This window comes from Metabacillus mangrovi, from assembly GCF_009711125.1.
In the GTDB taxonomy this organism is placed as follows: Bacteria; Bacillota; Bacilli; order Bacillales; family Bacillaceae; genus Metabacillus_B; species Metabacillus_B mangrovi.
The window spans coordinates 16801-35181 of the sequence record NZ_WMIB01000012.1 but is presented as its reverse complement, the minus strand read 5'-3'; the positions used below and the strand labels follow the sequence as shown (position 1 = coordinate 35181).

Below are 18381 nucleotides of genomic sequence, written 5' to 3'. Positions count from 1 at the left end.
ACCGTTCACCTCCAATAAAATCGTGCCTAGACAATACTCTGATGATACCAAAATAGCGTAGGGGAAAGCAAGGTTTTGGGGGATGGGAGTTGGGAAGCAGGGTAATTGGGGTCAGACAGGGCTGGCGGTGGGCAGGCAAGGATGTGGGGTCGGAGGCAGCAGACTGAAATGGGTTAAATTTGAGCCGGTGCCTGTCCCTCACTCTGCTAACGCACTAAAGCTCTGGCACTACTCTCTGTAAACCGTTGGGGCGCATGGGGGTTGAAGCTACGGTCTTTGTCCCCCAACGCTTTAAAGGATGTGGGGTCGGAGGCGGTGCCTGTCCCCGGTTCTGCTAAAGCACTAAAGCTCTGGCACCGAATCTGTAAAGCGTTGAGGGGCAAGGGGTTCGGGGCTACGGTCTTTGTCCCCTGATGCTTTAAAGGATGTGGGGTCAGTGCAACCAGTCTAATCGGTCTAATCGGTCAAACCGTTCCAACCGGTCTAACCGGTGTAACCATTCCAACCAACGCAACCAGTGCCCCAGACACCAAAACCAAAAACCAAAAAAACCGGGAGCCCGCAAGGCTCCCGATCCCTATCACTTCTTAATTAAATGCTCATCCACAATACGTCCGTCGCGGGATTTGGCGAGGATTTTGATTCCGTCCTCTGCTACTGTCACGCTGGAGTAGACTTGTGTTTTTTCTTCGAAATAGACGTCCATGTAGTCAGCCGGGACGGCGTCGTAGAATTTGCCGCCGGTGGAGCCGGCGATCAGGTAGGTGGTGCCGCTTTCTGCTTGCTTGCCGTCCTTCAGTTTATGGGTGCGGACGTAGGCGTGGTCGTGGCCTGAGATGGCGAGGTCGATGCCTGCCTGGTCAAAGGCTTTCGGGAATACGCTTTTGACTGCTTCTGCTCCGCCTTGCGGGTTGGAGTAGTATGCTGAGCGGTGGTACGTGACGATTTTCCATTTTTTCTTTGATTTGGCCATGTCTTTGATGAGCCAGTCTGCCTGCTTTTGAAGGCCGGCTGCATCGGTCTCTGTGTTCAGGACGGCGAAGTGGGCGTCGCCGTAGTCGTAGGAGTAGACGGTTCCTTCAAAGCCGTCTGGTCCGTTGTCCGGCATGTTGAACAGGCTTTTGAATGTCTGGATGCCTGTTCCGATGTTTTCATGGTTTCCGACAGTCGGCATGATGGCGGTGGATGGTGCGAGCGCCGGGTCCTTCATGGACTCGAAGAAGGCATTCCAGTGAGAATACAGGTTTCCGTCGTCGATCATGTCCCCGACATGCATCATGAAGGCTGCATCCGGGTTTTCCGCTTTTGCTTTTTTGAACAGTTCTGTGTAGATGCCGAAGCCGGATTGTGTCTGGTTAGGCGGTGCCTGGGTATCCCCCATCAGCAAAAAGGTGAATGGGGATCGAACCGGATCGTTTGCTTTCAGTTCGGCTGGTTCGCTCCAGCCTTCCGGCGTTCCGTCACCGACGCGGTACATGTACGTCTGTCCAGGGACAAGCGCGTGTACTTCCGCGGTGTGTGCCTGAAGCTCGCCTTCATCCATACTGAGCGGTGTGCTGTTGCCGTTTTTGCCTGAGAATCGTTTGCCGTTGAAGCCGGCTTTTTTATAGTCTTCCAGTTTTGCAACCTGAACAACTGAATCGGTAACTTGAGGAGCTGTCGTCCATGAAATATTGCGGCTTCCGGTTTTGCCGTTCATTGTTACAGTTACCCGTTCAGGTGTCTGGGAGCCGAGGCTTTTCAGGACATTTAGTTCCTGAGTGAAGCTGTAGCGGCTTTCTTTTGATGCCTGAATGGTAACTTTTCCAGGAATCATGGCAAGAAGGTCTGTTTTTAGCGTTCCTTTTGCATCCGTTTTCCCTAGCGTCCAATCCTCAAGCGCGGTATCCTTTGCCTGGATCCAGCCTGTCACGTCTCCGATTCTTACCTGGTGCCAGTCTCCCTCTGTTTTCATAACAAGAAGCTTTACATTTCGTGTAACAGGGGCAAGCATTTCAGAAGAAGTATCGGGCGCTTTGCGGACATGTGCTCTCGTTTCTTTCACTTTTGCCAGTTTGTATTCCGGTGATAACACGTTTACTTCTGCTCCCTTTACCCCTTTTCCGTTCTCATCCTCAACTGTAACCTTGGATGGGAAACCTGTGGAAGTACGGTCTGCACGAACTGTGTAGTGGGCTTTTAGCTCACGGGTAACATCAGGTACATACAGATCCGTTTCTCCAAGCTGGCCGGAAAGAAAGCGGAGGCTTGCGTTCCCTTTTGCTGATTTAGAAACTGTGAACGGGATGTGCCCGATTTCAAGGTCGCCTTTCAGCTCATTCAAGCCCTTCAACTCGATTTCAATCGTGCCGTCCGTGTTGACTTCGTTTTTCACGGTCATTTCCGGTGTGATGGCTTCCGCGAGCTTCAGGGAGTCCGCCTGCAGTACGGCCGGGTCTGCCTTCAGCTTCAGCTTGAGCGTATCGAGCTGCTCCGCCTTTTTCACTTGCAGGGTGACCGGGTATTCCTGGCCGATATAGGCATCGGCCGGTGCGTTCAGCTTAAAGCCTGCCTGTCCGGCTTCTGTTTCAAATGTCCAGGATTTCGTTGTTTCATTGCCGAAGTTGTCCTGAACCGTCAGTTTTGCCATATGGTAGCCGTCAAGCATTGGTGCTGCCGGAAGATAGGAGATCTTGCCGGTCTCTTCATCAAACGTGTGCTTCACATTTTTGCCGTCGACCGTCATAGTGATGCGCTCCGGATTGATTCCGGTCTGTTCATCCTTGGCAACTGCTGAGATAACCGGTGCTGCTTCCTTCACAGTCCCGGAAGGAAGCGTGGATTCGATGACTGGATTGACGAGGTCATCGTTCGTTTCGCCGTAGACTGCACGGATGTTATCCACGTAGATGGTACCTGCATTTTTATTGGCATCGCTTGTTTCCATTAAGCGCACTGCCAGATCCATTTTCAAAGGAAGGGCTTTTCCAGCCGGAACAGCCGCTTCAACATACTTCCAGCCTTTCCAGTCCATTTTCGTGGCAAAATCGAGCGCGAAGGCACTGTTGTTACCGTCTCTCATCTGCGCACGGAGCCAATGGTTGTTGCCGTCCCCGTACACCCACATTCCGATTGCCTCCGGGTAGTCTTCAATAGCGATCGGCTGCTTTGGATGCGCATACGCTCCGGATGTGCCGGTTGTTCCGGTAAAGTCGTAATTCAGCTGAAGTGAATGCTGTCCAAAGCGGGCAGGCTCAGGGTAAGTCGTCTGCTTGATGGAGATCGATTTATATCGTGCGCCGCTGTAAGTCCAATTGGCAAAATCTTTTTCAAAATCAGCGAGAATGATCGGGAGCTTGCCAGTTTGGATCTCCATTGAGTCGGATACGTCTCCATAGGTAACCGTTATTTTTCCGGAAGCTGTCTTGTTTGCTGCCTTAAATACCCCATTTTCATCGATGGTTCCTACTCCGCCTTCCACCTTCCATTCAAAAAGGGAAGGGTCCGCATCCACAGGTTTTCCGTTCAGTGATGCTTTTGGCATCAAATTGAGTTCTTCTCCTTTTTTAACCGTTAAAGAATCTTGAGGAAGCTGCAGATCTGTGAGTTTGTCGGTTACCGTTACCGAGGCTGAGCCCTCTGCTCCGTCACGGGTTGCCTGCACCTCCGCTGTTCCTGCTTCTCCTGCAGTAAAGTTCCCTTGATCATCGACCGTTCCAGCTCCGGAAACCTTCCACTGCGGTTCACCGCTGATTTCCTTTGGAAAGTATTCGGAATCCGTTCCTTTTGCGTCAAAATCCTCTGTACTTCCTTTCAGCATGAGCAGGTGATCCGGCTTTACCGCCAGACGGCTCAATGCACCTTCTTCAGCAGAGGTCGTGATTAGGAATGAGTTTGCTACCGAGCGCTCATACCCGTCGGACGGCCGGTTCACTACAGCAAGTCCGCCTTCACCCGGTTCACGGGAGGTAAAAGTAGAGGATCCGCCGCCATCGAGATTCAGTGCTTCCACCGCTCCCATTTCGAACATCATGTCCTGAAGTTCAAAGACCGTGATGCCCTCTGAATAGCCGGGAGCACGGCCGTCAACAACTGCGAAAAAGATGGAGCCGTCCGCTTTTTTCCCGACTGCTGTTCTCGGTGCTGTCGCTTTTGTAAAACTATCTGAAGCGAGGGTTGTCTTTTTCCCGCCCTGAACAAGCTTGTGGTTTCCGCTCAAGCCTTCCTCAGCGTCAGCCCATTGAGTGGAAATCTGTGTTTCGATTTCAATTTCCTGTCCTGGCTTTAGATTCTTCACTTTATCAGAACCTGCGCCATGCCCGGATAGAACGAGTTTACCCTCTTCAATGGTCTCGTTCCCTTTTCCTTCAATGATTTCATCGACTTTCGCTTTCATAGTCCCCGGTTTATGTACGTCTCCGGAAAGAACGGATAATACTGCCTCTGTTCCGGAAGTATTTGTTCCGGTCGATTTGAGAGGGGCAGAATACAAGGCCAGGTGATTGGCAGAACGGCTCCCATTTAGATGATCAATGTGCTGAATGTTTCCTTCCGTATGGAGCTTGAATTGCACTCCCGGAATGCCGAATAGCGGTGTTCCGTCCTTTTTCATCCCGAAGGACTCCTTGTAGCCTGATTTCAGGATTTTCCCGTCATGAATGACCGTTCCATTTGGGATCCCGTTTGACATGTTGTAGAAATCCGCGTTAAACGCTCCGATTACCGTCTGGCCCGGCTTGGAAGCAGCAGCTGCCTGCTGGCGCACCGGCTGCATGCCGAAATCTTTTCCGTTCGGCAACCCGGCATCAAGCTCGATTTCCGGATCATCCAAGTCTACATTCATGACAAAGGCTTCCTGTCTTCCCCGGCTGCTGTTGAGGGTTATCGTTTCTTGCTCCACTCCGGGTGAAATCGTTTTTTCCCACTGATCAATGATTGGGCCAAGCGAATAGCTCGTTTCTTCTGCTGCAGCTGTGCTCGTAAATGCTATCCCCGCAGTCCCTGTCTGAAAAGCCAGTACCCCTGCAAAAACAGCAGAAAGCAGTTTGCCGTACTTCCTCACATCATTTCCCCTCGTTTCATCATTTTGTTGGGTCTTCTGTCTCACCGTAGCACGGCATTTTGAAGGGACTTCGCTTCATACTTTAATTTTTTGTAAATGCATGAAAAATAAGGATATACTCCTAACTCCTGTTGTCGAAAAAGCAGGTCTTTTACCATCTTGCAGAACGGGTACGATCGAGGGAGCTTAATTGACAGAATAGTTTTACTTTTATATTTACAGAAACCGCTTTCAATCCTTCTATAAACCTTCCTCTCACGGTTTTTACCAATTTTCAGGGTGTTTGGCCAGCTTGAATGTTGGGGATAATTTTGTTAGGTTAGTAAACCGTAGGCTGCGAACGGTGCTCGACGCCATTTCACACCAGATAAGACTCAGCGCTCTCCTTTTTCTGATCAATCCTTCCAATTGAAAAAAAACCAGATTTGCTATACATCTCGTTTTCTATCACTCACCTGGTGTTCCAGATAGCAAAGCTGCGCTAATTTTCGGGAAGGGACTGCCGCTATGCCGGCTGAAAAGGGCTGAACTCTTAAAAGGGATGAGCAGGATCACTTTCCTTGCTCAACTGAAATGACGCCAAAGCTTTATGGCCGCTTTCCTTAAAGCGGAAGCGCATGCCTTTTGTGCATGCGGGGGGATGGTTCATCCCATGTGAAAGGTTCATAGAGCGAAATGTTTGTTGGCAAATAATTCGAGAATAGGAGAGATATTGTGGAGATTGGAGTTTATATATCATTGGCTCTCTACTTCATCATGATGCTCGGAATCGGCTTTTATGCCTTCAAGCAGTCCACTGGTGACGTAGAAGGCTACATGCTTGGAGGACGGGGACTTGGTCCCGCTGTAACGGCACTGTCTGCCGGTGCTTCTGACATGAGCGGATGGATGCTGATGGGCCTACCCGGAGAAATGTATTCTACCGGACTTGCTGCTATGTGGATTGCCATTGGATTGACTTTGGGAGCTTATGCAAATTATTTAATCATCGCACCTAGACTCAGAACTTATACTATTGTTGCGAATAACTCGATTACAATTCCGGATTTCTTTGAAAACCGGTTCCATGACCGGTCCAAAATGCTGCGTACATTCTCTGGAATTGTCATCGTGATATTCTTTACCCTCTACTGTTCAGCGGGAATGGTTTCCGGGGGAACGCTGTTTAAATCGTCGTTTGGTCTTGATTACACAACCGGACTTCTCGTTACCGCCGGCGTTGTCATCGCGTACACTCTCTTTGGAGGGTTCCTGGCTGTCAGTCTGACAGACTTTGTACAAGGGGTCATTATGTTCCTTGCCCTGATCCTAGTACCGGTTGTCGCGCTTATTGACCTGGGCGGCTTCGGTTCAACGGTAGATCAGGTAAGACAGATCGACCCGCGCCTGCTTGACGTTTTCCGCGGCACAACCGTCCTTGGAATTATCGGATTCCTCGCATGGGGCCTCGGCTACTTCGGGCAGCCGCATATCATCGTCCGTTTTATGGCGATCAATTCAATCAAAGAATTGCGTCCGGCACGCCGCATCGGAATGGGCTGGATGGTTGTATCCATCGTTGGCGCCCTGATGACAGGTCTTGTGGGGATCGCCTATGTGAAAGCGAACCAAATCGACCTAGCTAATCCGGAAACCATCTTTATCAAATTTGCCGATGTGCTGTTCCACCCGCTCATCACCGGATTCCTTCTGTCAGCCATTCTTGCAGCAATCATGAGCACCATCTCATCCCAGCTGCTCGTTACATCCAGTGCCTTGACAGAAGACTTCTACAAAACGTTCTTTAAACGAAATGCATCCGATAAAGAACTTGTATTAGTTGGAAGACTCGCCGTACTTCTCGTCGCGATTATTTCCATCCTGCTTTCTCTCAATCCGAACGGAACCATCCTCGACCTTGTCGGAAATGCTTGGGCTGGATTCGGATCCGCATTTGGACCTGCCGTCCTGCTGAGCCTGTACTGGAAACGCATGACAAAATGGGGCGCACTTGCCGGCATGATCACCGGTGCCGTCGTCGTCCTGATCTGGCTCACAGCCGGACTGTCCGATGTCCTATATGAAATGATCCCAGGATTCTTCCTCAGCCTGGCAGCCGTTATCATCGTCAGCTTGATGACTGCAAAACCTTCAAATGATGTTACAGACAACTTTGAAGAAATGAAAACCGTGCTTGCACGGGAAATGAAATAAGCGTTTGTTTAAGAGAAAGGCAGCCTTTTGCGGGCTGCCTTTTTTGTGGGTGTTTAGTGGAGAAAACATCTTTGGCAGGTTGCGTGCTTCCGGCTACAGTTTGTGTTTGAATGGGGTTTGCCACTTAGCTCGAGCGACTCATTCCACGCTTTATTTTTACGGATAAGTTAAAGTTTCAGGCGCCTCCGACCCTACATCCTTTAAAGCACTGGGGGACAAAGACCCCGCACCGCGAACCTTTGCGCCCCAACGGTTTTCAGGGTCGGTGCCGGAGCTTTAGTCCTTTAGCAGAGCAGGGGACAGGCACTGCCTCTGACCCCACTTCCTTTAAAGCAGCGGGGGTCAGAGACACGCCACCGAGAGCCACTGTGCCCCAACGGGTTCCAGAATCGGTGCCGTACCTTTAGTCCTTTAGCAGAGTGAGGGTCAGAGCACAGCCTTCAGAGTCACAGACACTGATTGCTCATTCACTCATATAAAAACAGCCCCTGCATAAACAGGGGCTGTTTTCCTTACAGCATTTCAGATGTTGTTTTCGCTTGCAGGTGCAGAACAAGGTAATCCGGACCTCCGGCTTTTGAATCTGTACCGGACATATTGAAGCCGCCGAATGGCTGATAGCCTACAATGGCTCCAGTACAGCCTCGGTTGAAATAAAGGTTCCCAACATGGAAATCTTCTCTTGCCTGCTCAATGTGGTCGCGGTTGTTTGTGATGACTGCACCAGTCAGACCGTATTCTGTATTGTTCGCAATTTCAAGCGCTTCGTTGAAATCCTTCGCTTTTGCAAGTGCCACAACCGGTCCGAAGATTTCTTCCTGCATGATGCGGGCTTTTGGATCGAGATCCGCGATAACGGTTGGCTGAATGAAGTAGCCTTTGCTGCTGTCCCCTTCTCCGCCTGAAAGCAAGCGTCCCTCTGAACGTCCAATTTCTACATACTCCATAATTTTATCGTAAGCAGCCTGATCGATGACCGGCCCCATGAAGATGGAAGAATCTGTCGTATCGCCGACAGTCAGTTCTTTCGTCAATTCTACTACTCGGTCTACGACTTGATCATATACATCTTCAACGATTACCGCACGTGAACACGCAGAACATTTCTGCCCGGAGAATCCGAATGCAGATTTTACGATGGATTGGGCAGCCAGTTCAAGATCCGCCTCTTTATCGATGACCATTGTGTCCTTGCCGCCCATCTCTGCAATGACACGCTTCAGCCAGATCTGGCCTTCGCTCAGTTTGGATGCACGCTCATAAATGCGCAGCCCGACTTCACGTGAGCCTGTAAAGGAGATAAAACGTGTACGCGGGTGATCAACAAGGTAATCTCCAACTTCAGATCCGCTGCCCGGAATATAGTTGACGACTCCCTTCGGAAGACCGGCTTCCTCGAGAACCTCTACGAATTTAGCTGCTACAACCGGAGTTGCAGATGCCGGTTTTAATAGAACAGTATTTCCTGTCACCAATGCAGCAACCGTAGTCCCTGCCATGATCGCGAATGCGAAATTCCAAGGGGAGATTACGACGCCCACTCCAAGCGGTATGTAGCTGTAGCGGTTATACTCACCCGGACGGCTCTCAACAGGCTGTCCATCCTTCAGCTTCAGCATCTGGCGTGCATAATATTCCATAAAATCAATTGCTTCCGCTGTATCCGCATCTGCCTCATTCCACGGCTTGCCCGCTTCCTTCAGCAAAAGCGCAGAAAATTCATGCTTACGGCGGCGTACGATGGCTGCAGCACGGAACAGGATATCCGCACGGACCTCAGGCTTCGTCTTGCGCCACGTTTGAAACGCTTCATCCGCTGCCTTCATCGCCTGCTCAGCAATATCGCGGCTCGCCTTTGAAACGCGGCCGATCACTTCATCTTTCTTCGCAGGATTGATCGAGACAATTTTATCCTCAGTAGAGATGCGCTCTCCGCCGACAATCAAATCATAATCTTTGCCAAGATAGGATTCAACTGTTGCCAGCCCTTTCTCAAACGCACTCTTATTCGATTCATCTGTAAAATCCGTAAACGGCTCATGCTTGTAAGGTAATACCATTCTAATACGCCTCCCTTTTCAACTAAAACGGTTACAAAACTATTTTAACTGATAATTCCCAACCATTCAAACATAGAAATGATTGTTATAATTTTATTTTTGCAGAAAAGGAGATTGACAGGGAAGATTGCCGGGGTTCTAGATTGAGAGGATTGTTTGGGGAATGAGGGATGAGGGCCAGAGGAGCTTTCTTCTGAACCGGGGTCTGCCGTACTCTGTTTTACCGAAGCTTATTTTTACGCCCGAGTCTGGCCTGCTCTCCTTCACCGCGGCGGGGGACAGAGGAGCGGAGCGCTCACCCCTTGTACCGCAAGGGTTTGCAGTGGCGGTGCCGGAGCTTTAGTACGGCACCGGATGCGGGGACTGGCACCGGGTCTGTCCCCACTTGCTTCACCGCATTCGGGTACGGAGACCTATGCGCTCTAATCCTTGGACAGCAAGGGATTGTGGAGACGGTGCCGGAGCTTTAGTCCTTTAGCAGAGTGCGGGTCAGACCCAGTTTTCCGTTCTCCGTTCTCCGTTTTCCGTTTTCCTTCTCCCTCCCCCACAAAAAAAACCGCCGGTTCCCCGGCGGCTTTTCCTGATTTTACTTAAAAATATGGGTCTCTGTTTCCTCGCCGGCCCTACGTACAATGAGGGCTTCCTGGCCGTCTGTGGAGGTGATGTTGACTTCCAGGTCGATATAATCCTGCGGGAAGTACTGCCTCATTTTATCGTTGACAAATTGGGTCAGGGCGACGACTTCTGCTTTTCCGTAGAATTGCATCGGGATTTCAATTTTCAGGGACTGCATCTCATCTTCTTTATAGCGTGCCTGGCCGATCACGCCTGTGTAGTTCGGAAAATATTCGCCGATGTCTTCCTTTAGGCGCTCAAAGGTATCGGAGTCCTCAGGCCGTTTTTCTTTTGCTTCAGGAGAAGGGAAGAAGGAGTAGCTTTCGTTGATATCCTTCCAGCCTTCGAGATTGCTGCTTCCGGGCTTGGCTTCGCTCTGAGCGATAAAGCTGCCGGGGATGATTGACGATTTCGGCTGCTGCTGAAAGAGGGCAACCCGGATCGGCACATCGGCGAGCTCTTTGCTCTGGCGGGCTTGTTTCACGATTTCCGCTGCGATTTTCTCGCCTTCCTGGCGCACTTTGCTGCTGTCCAGCCTTTCTTCTTTCTGAATATCGTTATTTTTATAGTAGTGAACAGAATTCAATGCGACTCCGATCATGACACCGCCTAGCTTAACGGTATTATCATCCACACGCTTGAGGTAGTTTTGTTCAAGAACGCTGGCAAGATATTTTGGCGTGTCGGTGCTGTTCAGGTTGTTAATAACAGGATTCAGGCCGCTGTTCTTAAACTCCTTGTCCTGTCCCTTTGCTTCATTCTGTTTTTCTTTCAGGGCTTCCCCTTCATATTTATACCGGAGCCAGCCGCTGACCTGGTCCTGGGTCAAATACTGGCCTTCCTGGTAATAAAAGTCCTTATTGGATGGGAACGGCTCCTGTGCTAGGTCCATCAGGCCGATCTCGAATTTATCCAAGTCCAGTCTTGTATTCAGATTCTCTGCCGTCAATCCTCTTGCCGCACCTGCTTTAAAGGGCAGGACGACTTTGTAGTCGGAGTCGGAGATGTTGCTTTTCGGTATGATGGCTTTCTGCTCTTCATTATCCGTTTCCTGTACGACTTCATTGTCATCGCCGAAGCTTGGTGCGCATGCACTCAGCAAGAGGCTGCACATCGCTGTTGCGGCTATCCATTTTTTCAAAACCTGCCCACTCCCTGTTTTTTGGCTCTGTGCACCTGTCCGGCCACACAGATGTTATCTTTTTAATTCTTCAATCATCCGGTCTTCGTTCCACACTTCGATTCCGAGTTCCTCCGCTTTTGCCAGCTTGCTTCCGGCTGCTTCCCCTGCAATAACAAGATCGGTGCTTTTGCTGACACTGCCGGTTACTTTGCCGCCGAGGGCCTCGATTTCGGCTTTTGCTTCATTGCGGCTAAGCTGCTCGAGCTTTCCGGTCAGAACGATGGTTTTCCCTGCAAAAACAGAATCGATTTCTTCCGGTTTAGCAAGTTTAGGCCCCTTGTAGGCCAGGTTGACCCCGTGATCCTTCAATTCACCGATCAGCTGAAGCACTTCCGGTTTGTCAAAATACGTAACAACGGCATCAGCCATTTTATCCCCGATTTCGTTTATGGCAAGCAGGTCTTCCCGGTCTGCTTCCATCAGGCGGTCCATCGTCTCGAATACCTGGGCGAGCGTTTTGGCAGCCTTTGATCCGACGTGGCGGATCCCAAGTCCGAACAAGAGCTTTTCGAGTGAATTTTCTTTTGATTTGGCGATGGCATTCAGCAGGTTATCGGTCGACTTCTCACCCATCCGCTCAAGGGAGAGCAGCTGCTCTCTTGTCAGTTCATATAAATCAGCGACATCGGTGATCAGGCCTTCCTTGAAAAGCTGGGCAATAACCCGCTCTCCCAGACCGTCGATGTTCATCGCATTCCGTGAAACGAAGTGGATCAGGCCTTCTCTGAGCTGCGCCGGGCACATCGGGTTGATGCAGCGAAGTGCTACTTCCCCTTCAATTCGGACGAGCCCGCTTCCGCACTCCGGGCATTCTTCCGGCATGGAAAACTCCTGCTCGTCCCCTGTGCGCTGATCGGCCAGGACGTTGACCACTTCCGGTATGATGTCTCCTGCTTTTTTGACAATTACATAATCTCCAAGACGGATGTCCTTCTCGCGGATCAGGTCTTCGTTGTGAAGCGAGGCCCGCTGGACAGTCGTTCCTGCGACACGTACCGGCTCAAGGATGGCAGTCGGGGTGATGACACCTGTCCGGCCGACATTCAGTTCAATATCGAGAAGCTTTGTCATGACTTCTTCCGCCGGAAATTTATAGGCAATGGCCCAGCGCGGACTTTTTGCGGTAAAGCCGAGCTGCTGCTGATGCGCAAAGCCATCCACTTTTATTACAACGCCATCAATTTCATACGGCAGGGAGTTCCGCTGCTCCTGGATGGAATGAAGGATGTCGATAACTTCTTCAATGCTCTGGCATTTCTTGCGTTCAAGATTCGTCTTAAACCCGAGATCATCGAGCAGATCGAGTCCCTCGCTGTGCTTTTCAATTCCCGTTTCACCAGGGTCTCCAATACCATAGACGAAAATGTCGAGATTTCGTTTCGCGGCAATTTTGGGATCCAGCTGCCTTAGTGACCCGGCAGCTGCATTGCGCGGGTTAGCAAAGGGCTCTTCGCCAAGTTCAATTTTCTTCTCATTTAGCCGTTCAAAGGAACGCTTCGGCATGAAGGCTTCGCCTCTGACCTCAATTGAGAAATCCTTCTTCAGCCTGAGCGGGATGGAGTGGATGGTTCGGAGGTTTTCGGTAATATCCTCTCCAACCGATCCGTCTCCCCTCGTTGCTCCCTGTATGAAATAACCGTTCTCATAGCGCAGCGATACAGCGAGTCCGTCAATCTTCAGCTCGGTTACATATTGAACGTCCTCTCCTGCATTCTGGCGGACCCGCCGGTCAAAATCGCGGAGGTCCTGATCATTGAATGCATTTGCGAGGCTGAGCATCGGTGTTTTGTGCTCGACTTTGCTGAAGCCTTCCAAAATGGTGCCGCCGACACGCTGGGTAGGTGAATCCGGCGTTTTCAGATCCGGGTGCTCTTCCTCAAGCGCTATGAGCTCATGAAGACGCTGGTCATACTCTGCATCGGGCACGCTCGGTTTATCCAGAACATGGTAATCATAGTTGTACCTGTTCAAGAGCTCATGAAGCTCTTGGACTCTTGTCTGGGCTGATTGATAATCCATCCTTGATTCAACCCTTTCCTATGCTTTCTTAATGGGGGCAAAGGCCGCAAGCAGCCGTTTGATTCCAACCGGGCTCGGGAACGCGATATCGAGCTCTTTGCTGTCTCCCTCGCCTTTCACGCTGACGACTGTCCCTGTTCCCCATTTCTTATGCTCGGCTTTATCGCCGACTGACCAGTCAAAGCCTTCTCCCCCGGTTGATGCTTTAACGGGACGCTTGACCTGCGCCATGCGCTGGCGGTCGCGTTTCGTATTGCCGAACGGAGTGGTCATCGCTTTTATGTTCTCATTTAGGTTTTCCAATAATTCCTCAGGTATTTCAGCAATAAAGCGTGATTCCGGATTCATATTCGTCCGGCCGAAAAGGGTACGCATCTGGGCGTTGGTCAGGAACAGCTCTTCTTCTGCCCTTGTAATCCCCACATACGCCAGACGGCGCTCCTCTTCCATCTCACCTTCCTCCATTAAAGAGCGGCTGTGAGGGAAAACGCCCTCCTCCATTCCCATAAGGAATACAACCGGGAACTCAAGGCCTTTTGCCGAGTGGAGCGTCATCAGGACTACTGCTTCCTGCTTCTCCTGCTCTTCCTCGCTCAGGGAGTCGATGTCTGCGATCAGGGCGAGATCGGTCAGGAAGGAAACAAGACTTTTGTCTTCGTTGTTTTTTTCAAAGCTCTGGGTTACGGACAGGAACTCGTCAATGTTCTCAAGACGGCTCTGGGCTTCAATGCTTTTTTCCGCCTTCAGCATCTCTCTGTAGCCGGAGCGCTCAAGGATTTCCTCTGTCAGCTCAGTAACGGATAAGTAATCTTGCATGCCGGAAAGGTTGCGGATCAGGTCCCGGAATTCGATCAGTGCATTGACCGCTTTGCCGGATACTCCGATAAAATCAACTTCGTGGATGGCCTGATACAGCGATAGATCATGATCTGCCGCATAGCCTGCCACACGGTCAAGGGATGTAGCCCCGATGCCCCGCTTCGGCACATTGACAACGCGTGCGAAACTGAGATCATCATCCGGGTTGGCGATCATTTTTAAATAAGCTAAAAGGTCTTTGATCTCTTTTCTGTCATAGAACTTGATGCCGCCGACAATCTGATACTGGATATTGGACTTGAGGAGAATTTCCTCCATGACCCGGGACTGGGCGTTCGTCCGGTACAGGATCGCAAAGTCAGACAGCTTTCTGTTTTTCTGCAGGCACAGCTCCTGGATCTTCCCTGCTACGAATTGTCCTTCGGCAGACTCTGAGTCTGCGCGGTAGTACGTAATTTTTGCCCCGTCATCATTTTCCGTCCACAAGTTCTTCGGTTTGCGATTGGAGTTGTTCTGGATGACTTCATTTGCCGCATTCAGGATTTTCTTTGTGGAACGGTAGTTTTGCTCGAGCATGATGACTTCCGCGCTCGGATAATCTTTCTCGAAGGAAAGGATGTTGGAAATGTCCGCACCGCGCCAAGCATAAATGGACTGGTCGGAGTCCCCTACCACACAAAGGTTCTGAAAACGGGAGGCCATTTGCTTAACGAGCAGATATTGCGCTCTGTTTGTATCCTGGTACTCATCCACATGAATGTACTGGAATTTGCGCTGGTAAAACTCAAGTACTTCAGGAATTCTTTGAAAAAGCTTAATCGTTGTCATGATGAGATCATCAAAATCAAGCGACTGATTTTTCAGAAGCTTCCTTTGATAATCGGTATAAACGTCAGCGACGATTTGCTCAAACATGCCGCCGGTTTTTGATTTCGCGTATTCCTCTGCGTCAATCAATTCATTTTTCGCGCTGCTGATGGAACCAAGCAGGGCGCGGGGATCGTACTTTTTCGGATCGAGATTCCGTTCCTTTAATATGGTTTTAATAACGGACAGCTGATCAGAGGAATCCAGAATGGAAAAATTCCGGCTGATCCCGATCCGGTCAATGTCCCGCCTTAAAATGCGGACGCACATGGAGTGAAAGGTCGAGATCCAGATTTCGTCTGCTCCGGGACCAAGCAGCTTGCCGATCCGGTCTTTCATTTCCCGTGCTGCTTTGTTCGTAAAGGTGAGAGCAAGAATATTCCACGGAGCGACGCGCTTTTCGGTCATCAAATACGCGATCCGGTGTGTCAGCACCCGTGTTTTTCCGCTTCCTGCACCTGCCATGATTAATAGAGGACCATCCGTTGCCTTCACTGCCCGGCCCTGCTCCTCATTTAAGCCGCTCAATAGCTGCTGAGTGATAAAATCCAATTATTCCACCGCCTAACCAAACGTTTGTTCTTATTTTCTATTCTAATTCTGTTCTGCTGATTTTGCAATCAGCTTTTCACAGCGTCCACGGTTTTCAAAGCAGCCTTCAGATCATCGTAAATAGCGTTTCCGACGATCACGGTGTCTGCATATTTGCCCATTTCAGCTGCCTGCTCCGGAGAAGCGATGCCTCCGCCGTAGAAGAGCTTCGTGGTATTCAGGACCGATTTGACTTCTCTGACCCATTCCGGGTTTCCGTATGTACCGCTGTATTCCATATAAAAAACAGGAAGGCTGAACATGTTCTCGCTCATTCTTGCATAGGCTACGACATCATCCAGGCTGATTGATGCATCCGCCTCTGCAAGCTTTGCTGCTTTGCATTCTGCATTTAAAATGCAATATCCTTCTGTTATCATTTCGTTCCAGTCCATCAGCTCGCCGTACTCTTTCACCGCATTTTTATGGTGTCCGACAATCCAATCCGGATTCCTGCTGTTCAGCACGGTCGGGATAAAGTACAAATCAAACCCCGGTACGATCGCTTCCATATCGGAGACTTCCAGAACACAAGGAACAAGATACCTTCTGACGCGGGCCATTAAATTCAGGATCTCTTCTTCCTGAATGGAATCACTGCCGCCAATAATGACAGCATCTGTGCCGGATTCACACACTTTTTCCAAGTCTTCATCTGAAATCTGCTTGTTCGGATCCAGCTTAAATGCGTGGCGCCATTCTCTTACATCGTACATCATGTACGCCTCCTTTTAACCATTTCATTATTATAACAAATTCAGCAAGGTTGGACACCTTCCGAGAGGCATCTCCTCCTGGAAAAAAGCACAAAAAAAGACGCCTTGTCAAAGCGTCTTTTCTCAGGATTCGTTCGGCTGCTTGTGAATGCGGTCAAGTGCCATTGCATAGGCATCGCTTCCGTAGTTCAAAGCGCGCTTCACCCGGGAGATGGTCGCAGTGCTCGCCCCGGTTTCTGTTTCAATTTTGTGATACGTGAAGCCTTCGCGGAGCATTCTTGCCACTTCAAGGCGCTGGGCCAGGGACTGGATTTCATTCACTGTGCACAGATCATCAAAAAATCGGTAGCACTCTTCCATGTCTTTAAGGGAGAGCACTGATTCAAATAATTGATCAAGCTCTTTGCCGCGCAGTTTATCGATTTGCATGCAGTCATTCTCCTTTTGTAATCGGTCGTTTTCTATGGGCTCGGACAATTGCCGGATCTATTGCAGGAAAGTAGTACGGTCATTTTACTGTTATCCTTTCCTATTTTAACGCATTATCGCTGGAAAGAGTATCGTTTTTTTCTTCACATCAAAAATCCCTCTCGGTGTAATGCGAACAAACGGCAGATGAGTGGAGGACAGGAAAAACAGCGTGTAGATTGGGTCCTCGAACCGGTAGCCCCTCTCTTTCAGGCAATCATGGAATTCCGTATACTTACGGGCTAATTCAGGCATTTCTGCTGTTGAGGCTGTTCCATTTAATTTCAGCGGCAATTCAAAGATGGTTCTGCCGTTTTCAAAAATCGTAATCCCGCCGCCAATTTCAATCATCTGTTTCCAGGCGGAGATCATATCGTTTTTATTTTTTCCGATCAGCAGGATGTCCCCTGTCGCGGAAAAAGAGCTTGCAAGTCCTTTTACGTCTGCGAATCCTTTTAAAACGGTATTGATCCTCCAGTTGCCTTCACGGTCAATCAGTGCCAGAAACGATTCGTCCTGTCTGTCAGGCAATTCGTCCGCCGCTAAATCGAGAGTGACGGAATAAGGCTGGATGATGACCCCGTTTACCATGTCCAGGCCGAGCGGCATCGAGAACTGAAGGTCATCTGCTGTCAGCCCCCAATTTGATGTCAGCGGAGAGAACCCCGCTTCCTTCCACGGAATTTCCTCTTTAACTTTTTGCACATCTTCGCCGTCCAGTTTCAGCCATTCGCCCTTTGCCATTACATGTACCGGATTCGGCTCTGCCGGGTTTTCCAGAAAGTTCAGCGTGGCATACCGTCCCGGAGTCACAGAGCCATGCAAATGATCCAGCCCATAATAGCGGGCAATATTAAAGCTCGCCATATGGTACGCCTCGATCGGGTCAATCCCTTCCTCCAGCGCCATTTTAATGAGCGGATTCGTTACTCCTTCTCTGTAAAAAGCGGGCGTTGCTCCATCTGTTGTAAAAAATAAATGCTCACAGGACGATATCGGCAGCTCTTTAATTTCTTTCAGCAGCCTCGGCAAATCCGGACGGATGGAGGAATGGCGCAGCGCCACCGTATAGCCTGCAAGCAGCCTTTCGTATACTTCTTTCCCAGTCATCGCCTCATGATCGGCATCTGCCCCGAACAGCTTCATTTTCGTCAGCGTCCGTTCTGAAGCGCCGGGAAAATGCCCTTCCACCCGCTTCCGTTTTCTTTTCGCCTCCTGGATCCGATCAAGCATCAAGTCATCCCCAGCCAGCAGGCTCGGCCAGCCGGTCAGCTCCCCGCCCTGTAACACACAGTCATGATCAAGCCATGCGGAAATCCGGTCCGGCGACAGAATAAAATCCTCGTCTGCTACTTCAGACTGCAGGTCAAACCGGGCCCACCAATAATGATGCTGCGGCTGCTGATGGAACGCTTTTAATAAGGTAAGCGCTTTCTTTTGATTTTTTTGAAAAAGCAGATTTAAGTTATCGCTGATCAGTGCAGTTGTCCCATACTGGGCCGCATAGCGGGACAGTGTCTGGGGATTATATAACTGAAAAGGATGGGCATGCGGCTCAATGTAGCCCGGCACAATGTAAAGCCCTTCACAATCCTTTATTTCAAGAGGAGCCTGCTGCGGCACATCATTGCCGACATAGACAATCCGGTCTCCGGCAATCCAAACGTTGCCGCGGATCCATTGCTTTAAATAAGAATGTAAAATGACGGCATTCTTCAAGAGGATCGACGGTGCTGCTTGATGATCCAGGATTTGAATTTGTTTGCGGATTTGTTCATTTTTCCATACAGATCGATGTTCAGGCATCGC

The 18381-nt window shown here is 50.0% G+C and carries 9 protein-coding genes; 1 reads left to right on the top strand and 8 read right to left on the bottom strand.

Features of this window, described 5'->3' with window-relative positions; all coding sequences use genetic code 11:
• Positions 1-580: 580 nt before the first annotated feature.
• Positions 581-5041 carry a phosphodiester glycosidase family protein gene (locus GKZ89_RS12405; protein WP_155112724.1) on the bottom strand — a complete coding sequence of 1487 codons (4461 nt, stop codon included), beginning with the start codon at positions 5039-5041 and terminating at the stop codon, positions 581-583.
• Positions 5042-5755: 714 nt separating this feature from the next.
• On the opposite strand from GKZ89_RS12405, the gene putP reads away from it, so the two are divergent.
• A complete protein-coding gene (gene putP, locus GKZ89_RS12400) occupies positions 5756-7234 on the top strand; it encodes a sodium/proline symporter PutP (protein WP_162356804.1) in 1479 nt (492 codons plus the stop codon).
• A gap of 512 nt (positions 7235-7746) precedes the next feature.
• Here putP and pruA read toward each other — a convergent pair.
• The 7 genes from pruA to GKZ89_RS12365 form a co-directional block, all read right to left on the bottom strand.
• Positions 7747-9294: an L-glutamate gamma-semialdehyde dehydrogenase gene (gene pruA / locus GKZ89_RS12395; protein ID WP_155112723.1), complete on the bottom strand. Its 1548-nt coding sequence runs from the start codon at positions 9292-9294 to the stop codon at positions 7747-7749.
• Between the two features lie 586 nt (positions 9295-9880).
• Positions 9881-11050: a CamS family sex pheromone protein gene (locus GKZ89_RS12390; RefSeq protein WP_155112722.1), complete on the bottom strand. Its 1170-nt coding sequence runs from the start codon at positions 11048-11050 to the stop codon at positions 9881-9883.
• A gap of 54 nt (positions 11051-11104) precedes the next feature.
• On the bottom strand, positions 11105-13111 hold the full coding sequence (gene ligA / locus GKZ89_RS12385; protein WP_155112721.1) for an NAD-dependent DNA ligase LigA: 2007 nt from the start codon (positions 13109-13111) through the stop codon (positions 11105-11107).
• A gap of 18 nt (positions 13112-13129) precedes the next feature.
• A complete protein-coding gene (pcrA, locus tag GKZ89_RS12380; protein ID WP_155112720.1) occupies positions 13130-15349 on the bottom strand; it encodes a DNA helicase PcrA in 2220 nt (739 codons plus the stop codon).
• A gap of 68 nt (positions 15350-15417) precedes the next feature.
• Entirely contained in the window at positions 15418-16104 is a 687-nt protein-coding gene (gene pcrB / locus GKZ89_RS12375; RefSeq protein WP_155112794.1) for a heptaprenylglyceryl phosphate synthase, read from the bottom strand.
• A 123-nt stretch (positions 16105-16227) separates the two neighbouring features.
• Positions 16228-16533, bottom strand: a complete 306-nt coding sequence (locus tag GKZ89_RS12370; RefSeq protein ID WP_155112719.1) for a YerC/YecD family TrpR-related protein — start codon at positions 16531-16533, stop codon at positions 16228-16230.
• A 105-nt stretch (positions 16534-16638) separates the two neighbouring features.
• The gene (locus GKZ89_RS12365) at positions 16639-18378 is read right to left on the bottom strand and encodes an adenine deaminase C-terminal domain-containing protein (RefSeq protein ID WP_155112718.1); all 1740 of its coding nucleotides are present in this window, start codon (positions 18376-18378) and stop codon (positions 16639-16641) included.
• Positions 18379-18381 lie beyond the last annotated feature (3 nt).

What these genes read in the sequence shown, in the direction of transcription:
- pruA (WP_155112723.1), bottom strand. Translation starts at nt 9,294, where the DNA reads ATGGTATTACCTTACAAGCATGAGCCGTTTACGGATTTTACAGATGAA.
- GKZ89_RS12365 (WP_155112718.1), bottom strand. Translation starts at nt 18,378, where the DNA reads ATGCCTGAACATCGATCTGTATGGAAAAATGAACAAATCCGCAAACAA.
- pcrB (WP_155112794.1), bottom strand. Translation starts at nt 16,104, where the DNA reads ATGTACGATGTAAGAGAATGGCGCCACGCATTTAAGCTGGATCCGAAC.
- ligA (WP_155112721.1), bottom strand. Translation starts at nt 13,111, where the DNA reads ATGGATTATCAATCAGCCCAGACAAGAGTCCAAGAGCTTCATGAGCTC.
- GKZ89_RS12370 (WP_155112719.1), bottom strand. Translation starts at nt 16,533, where the DNA reads ATGCAAATCGATAAACTGCGCGGCAAAGAGCTTGATCAATTATTTGAA.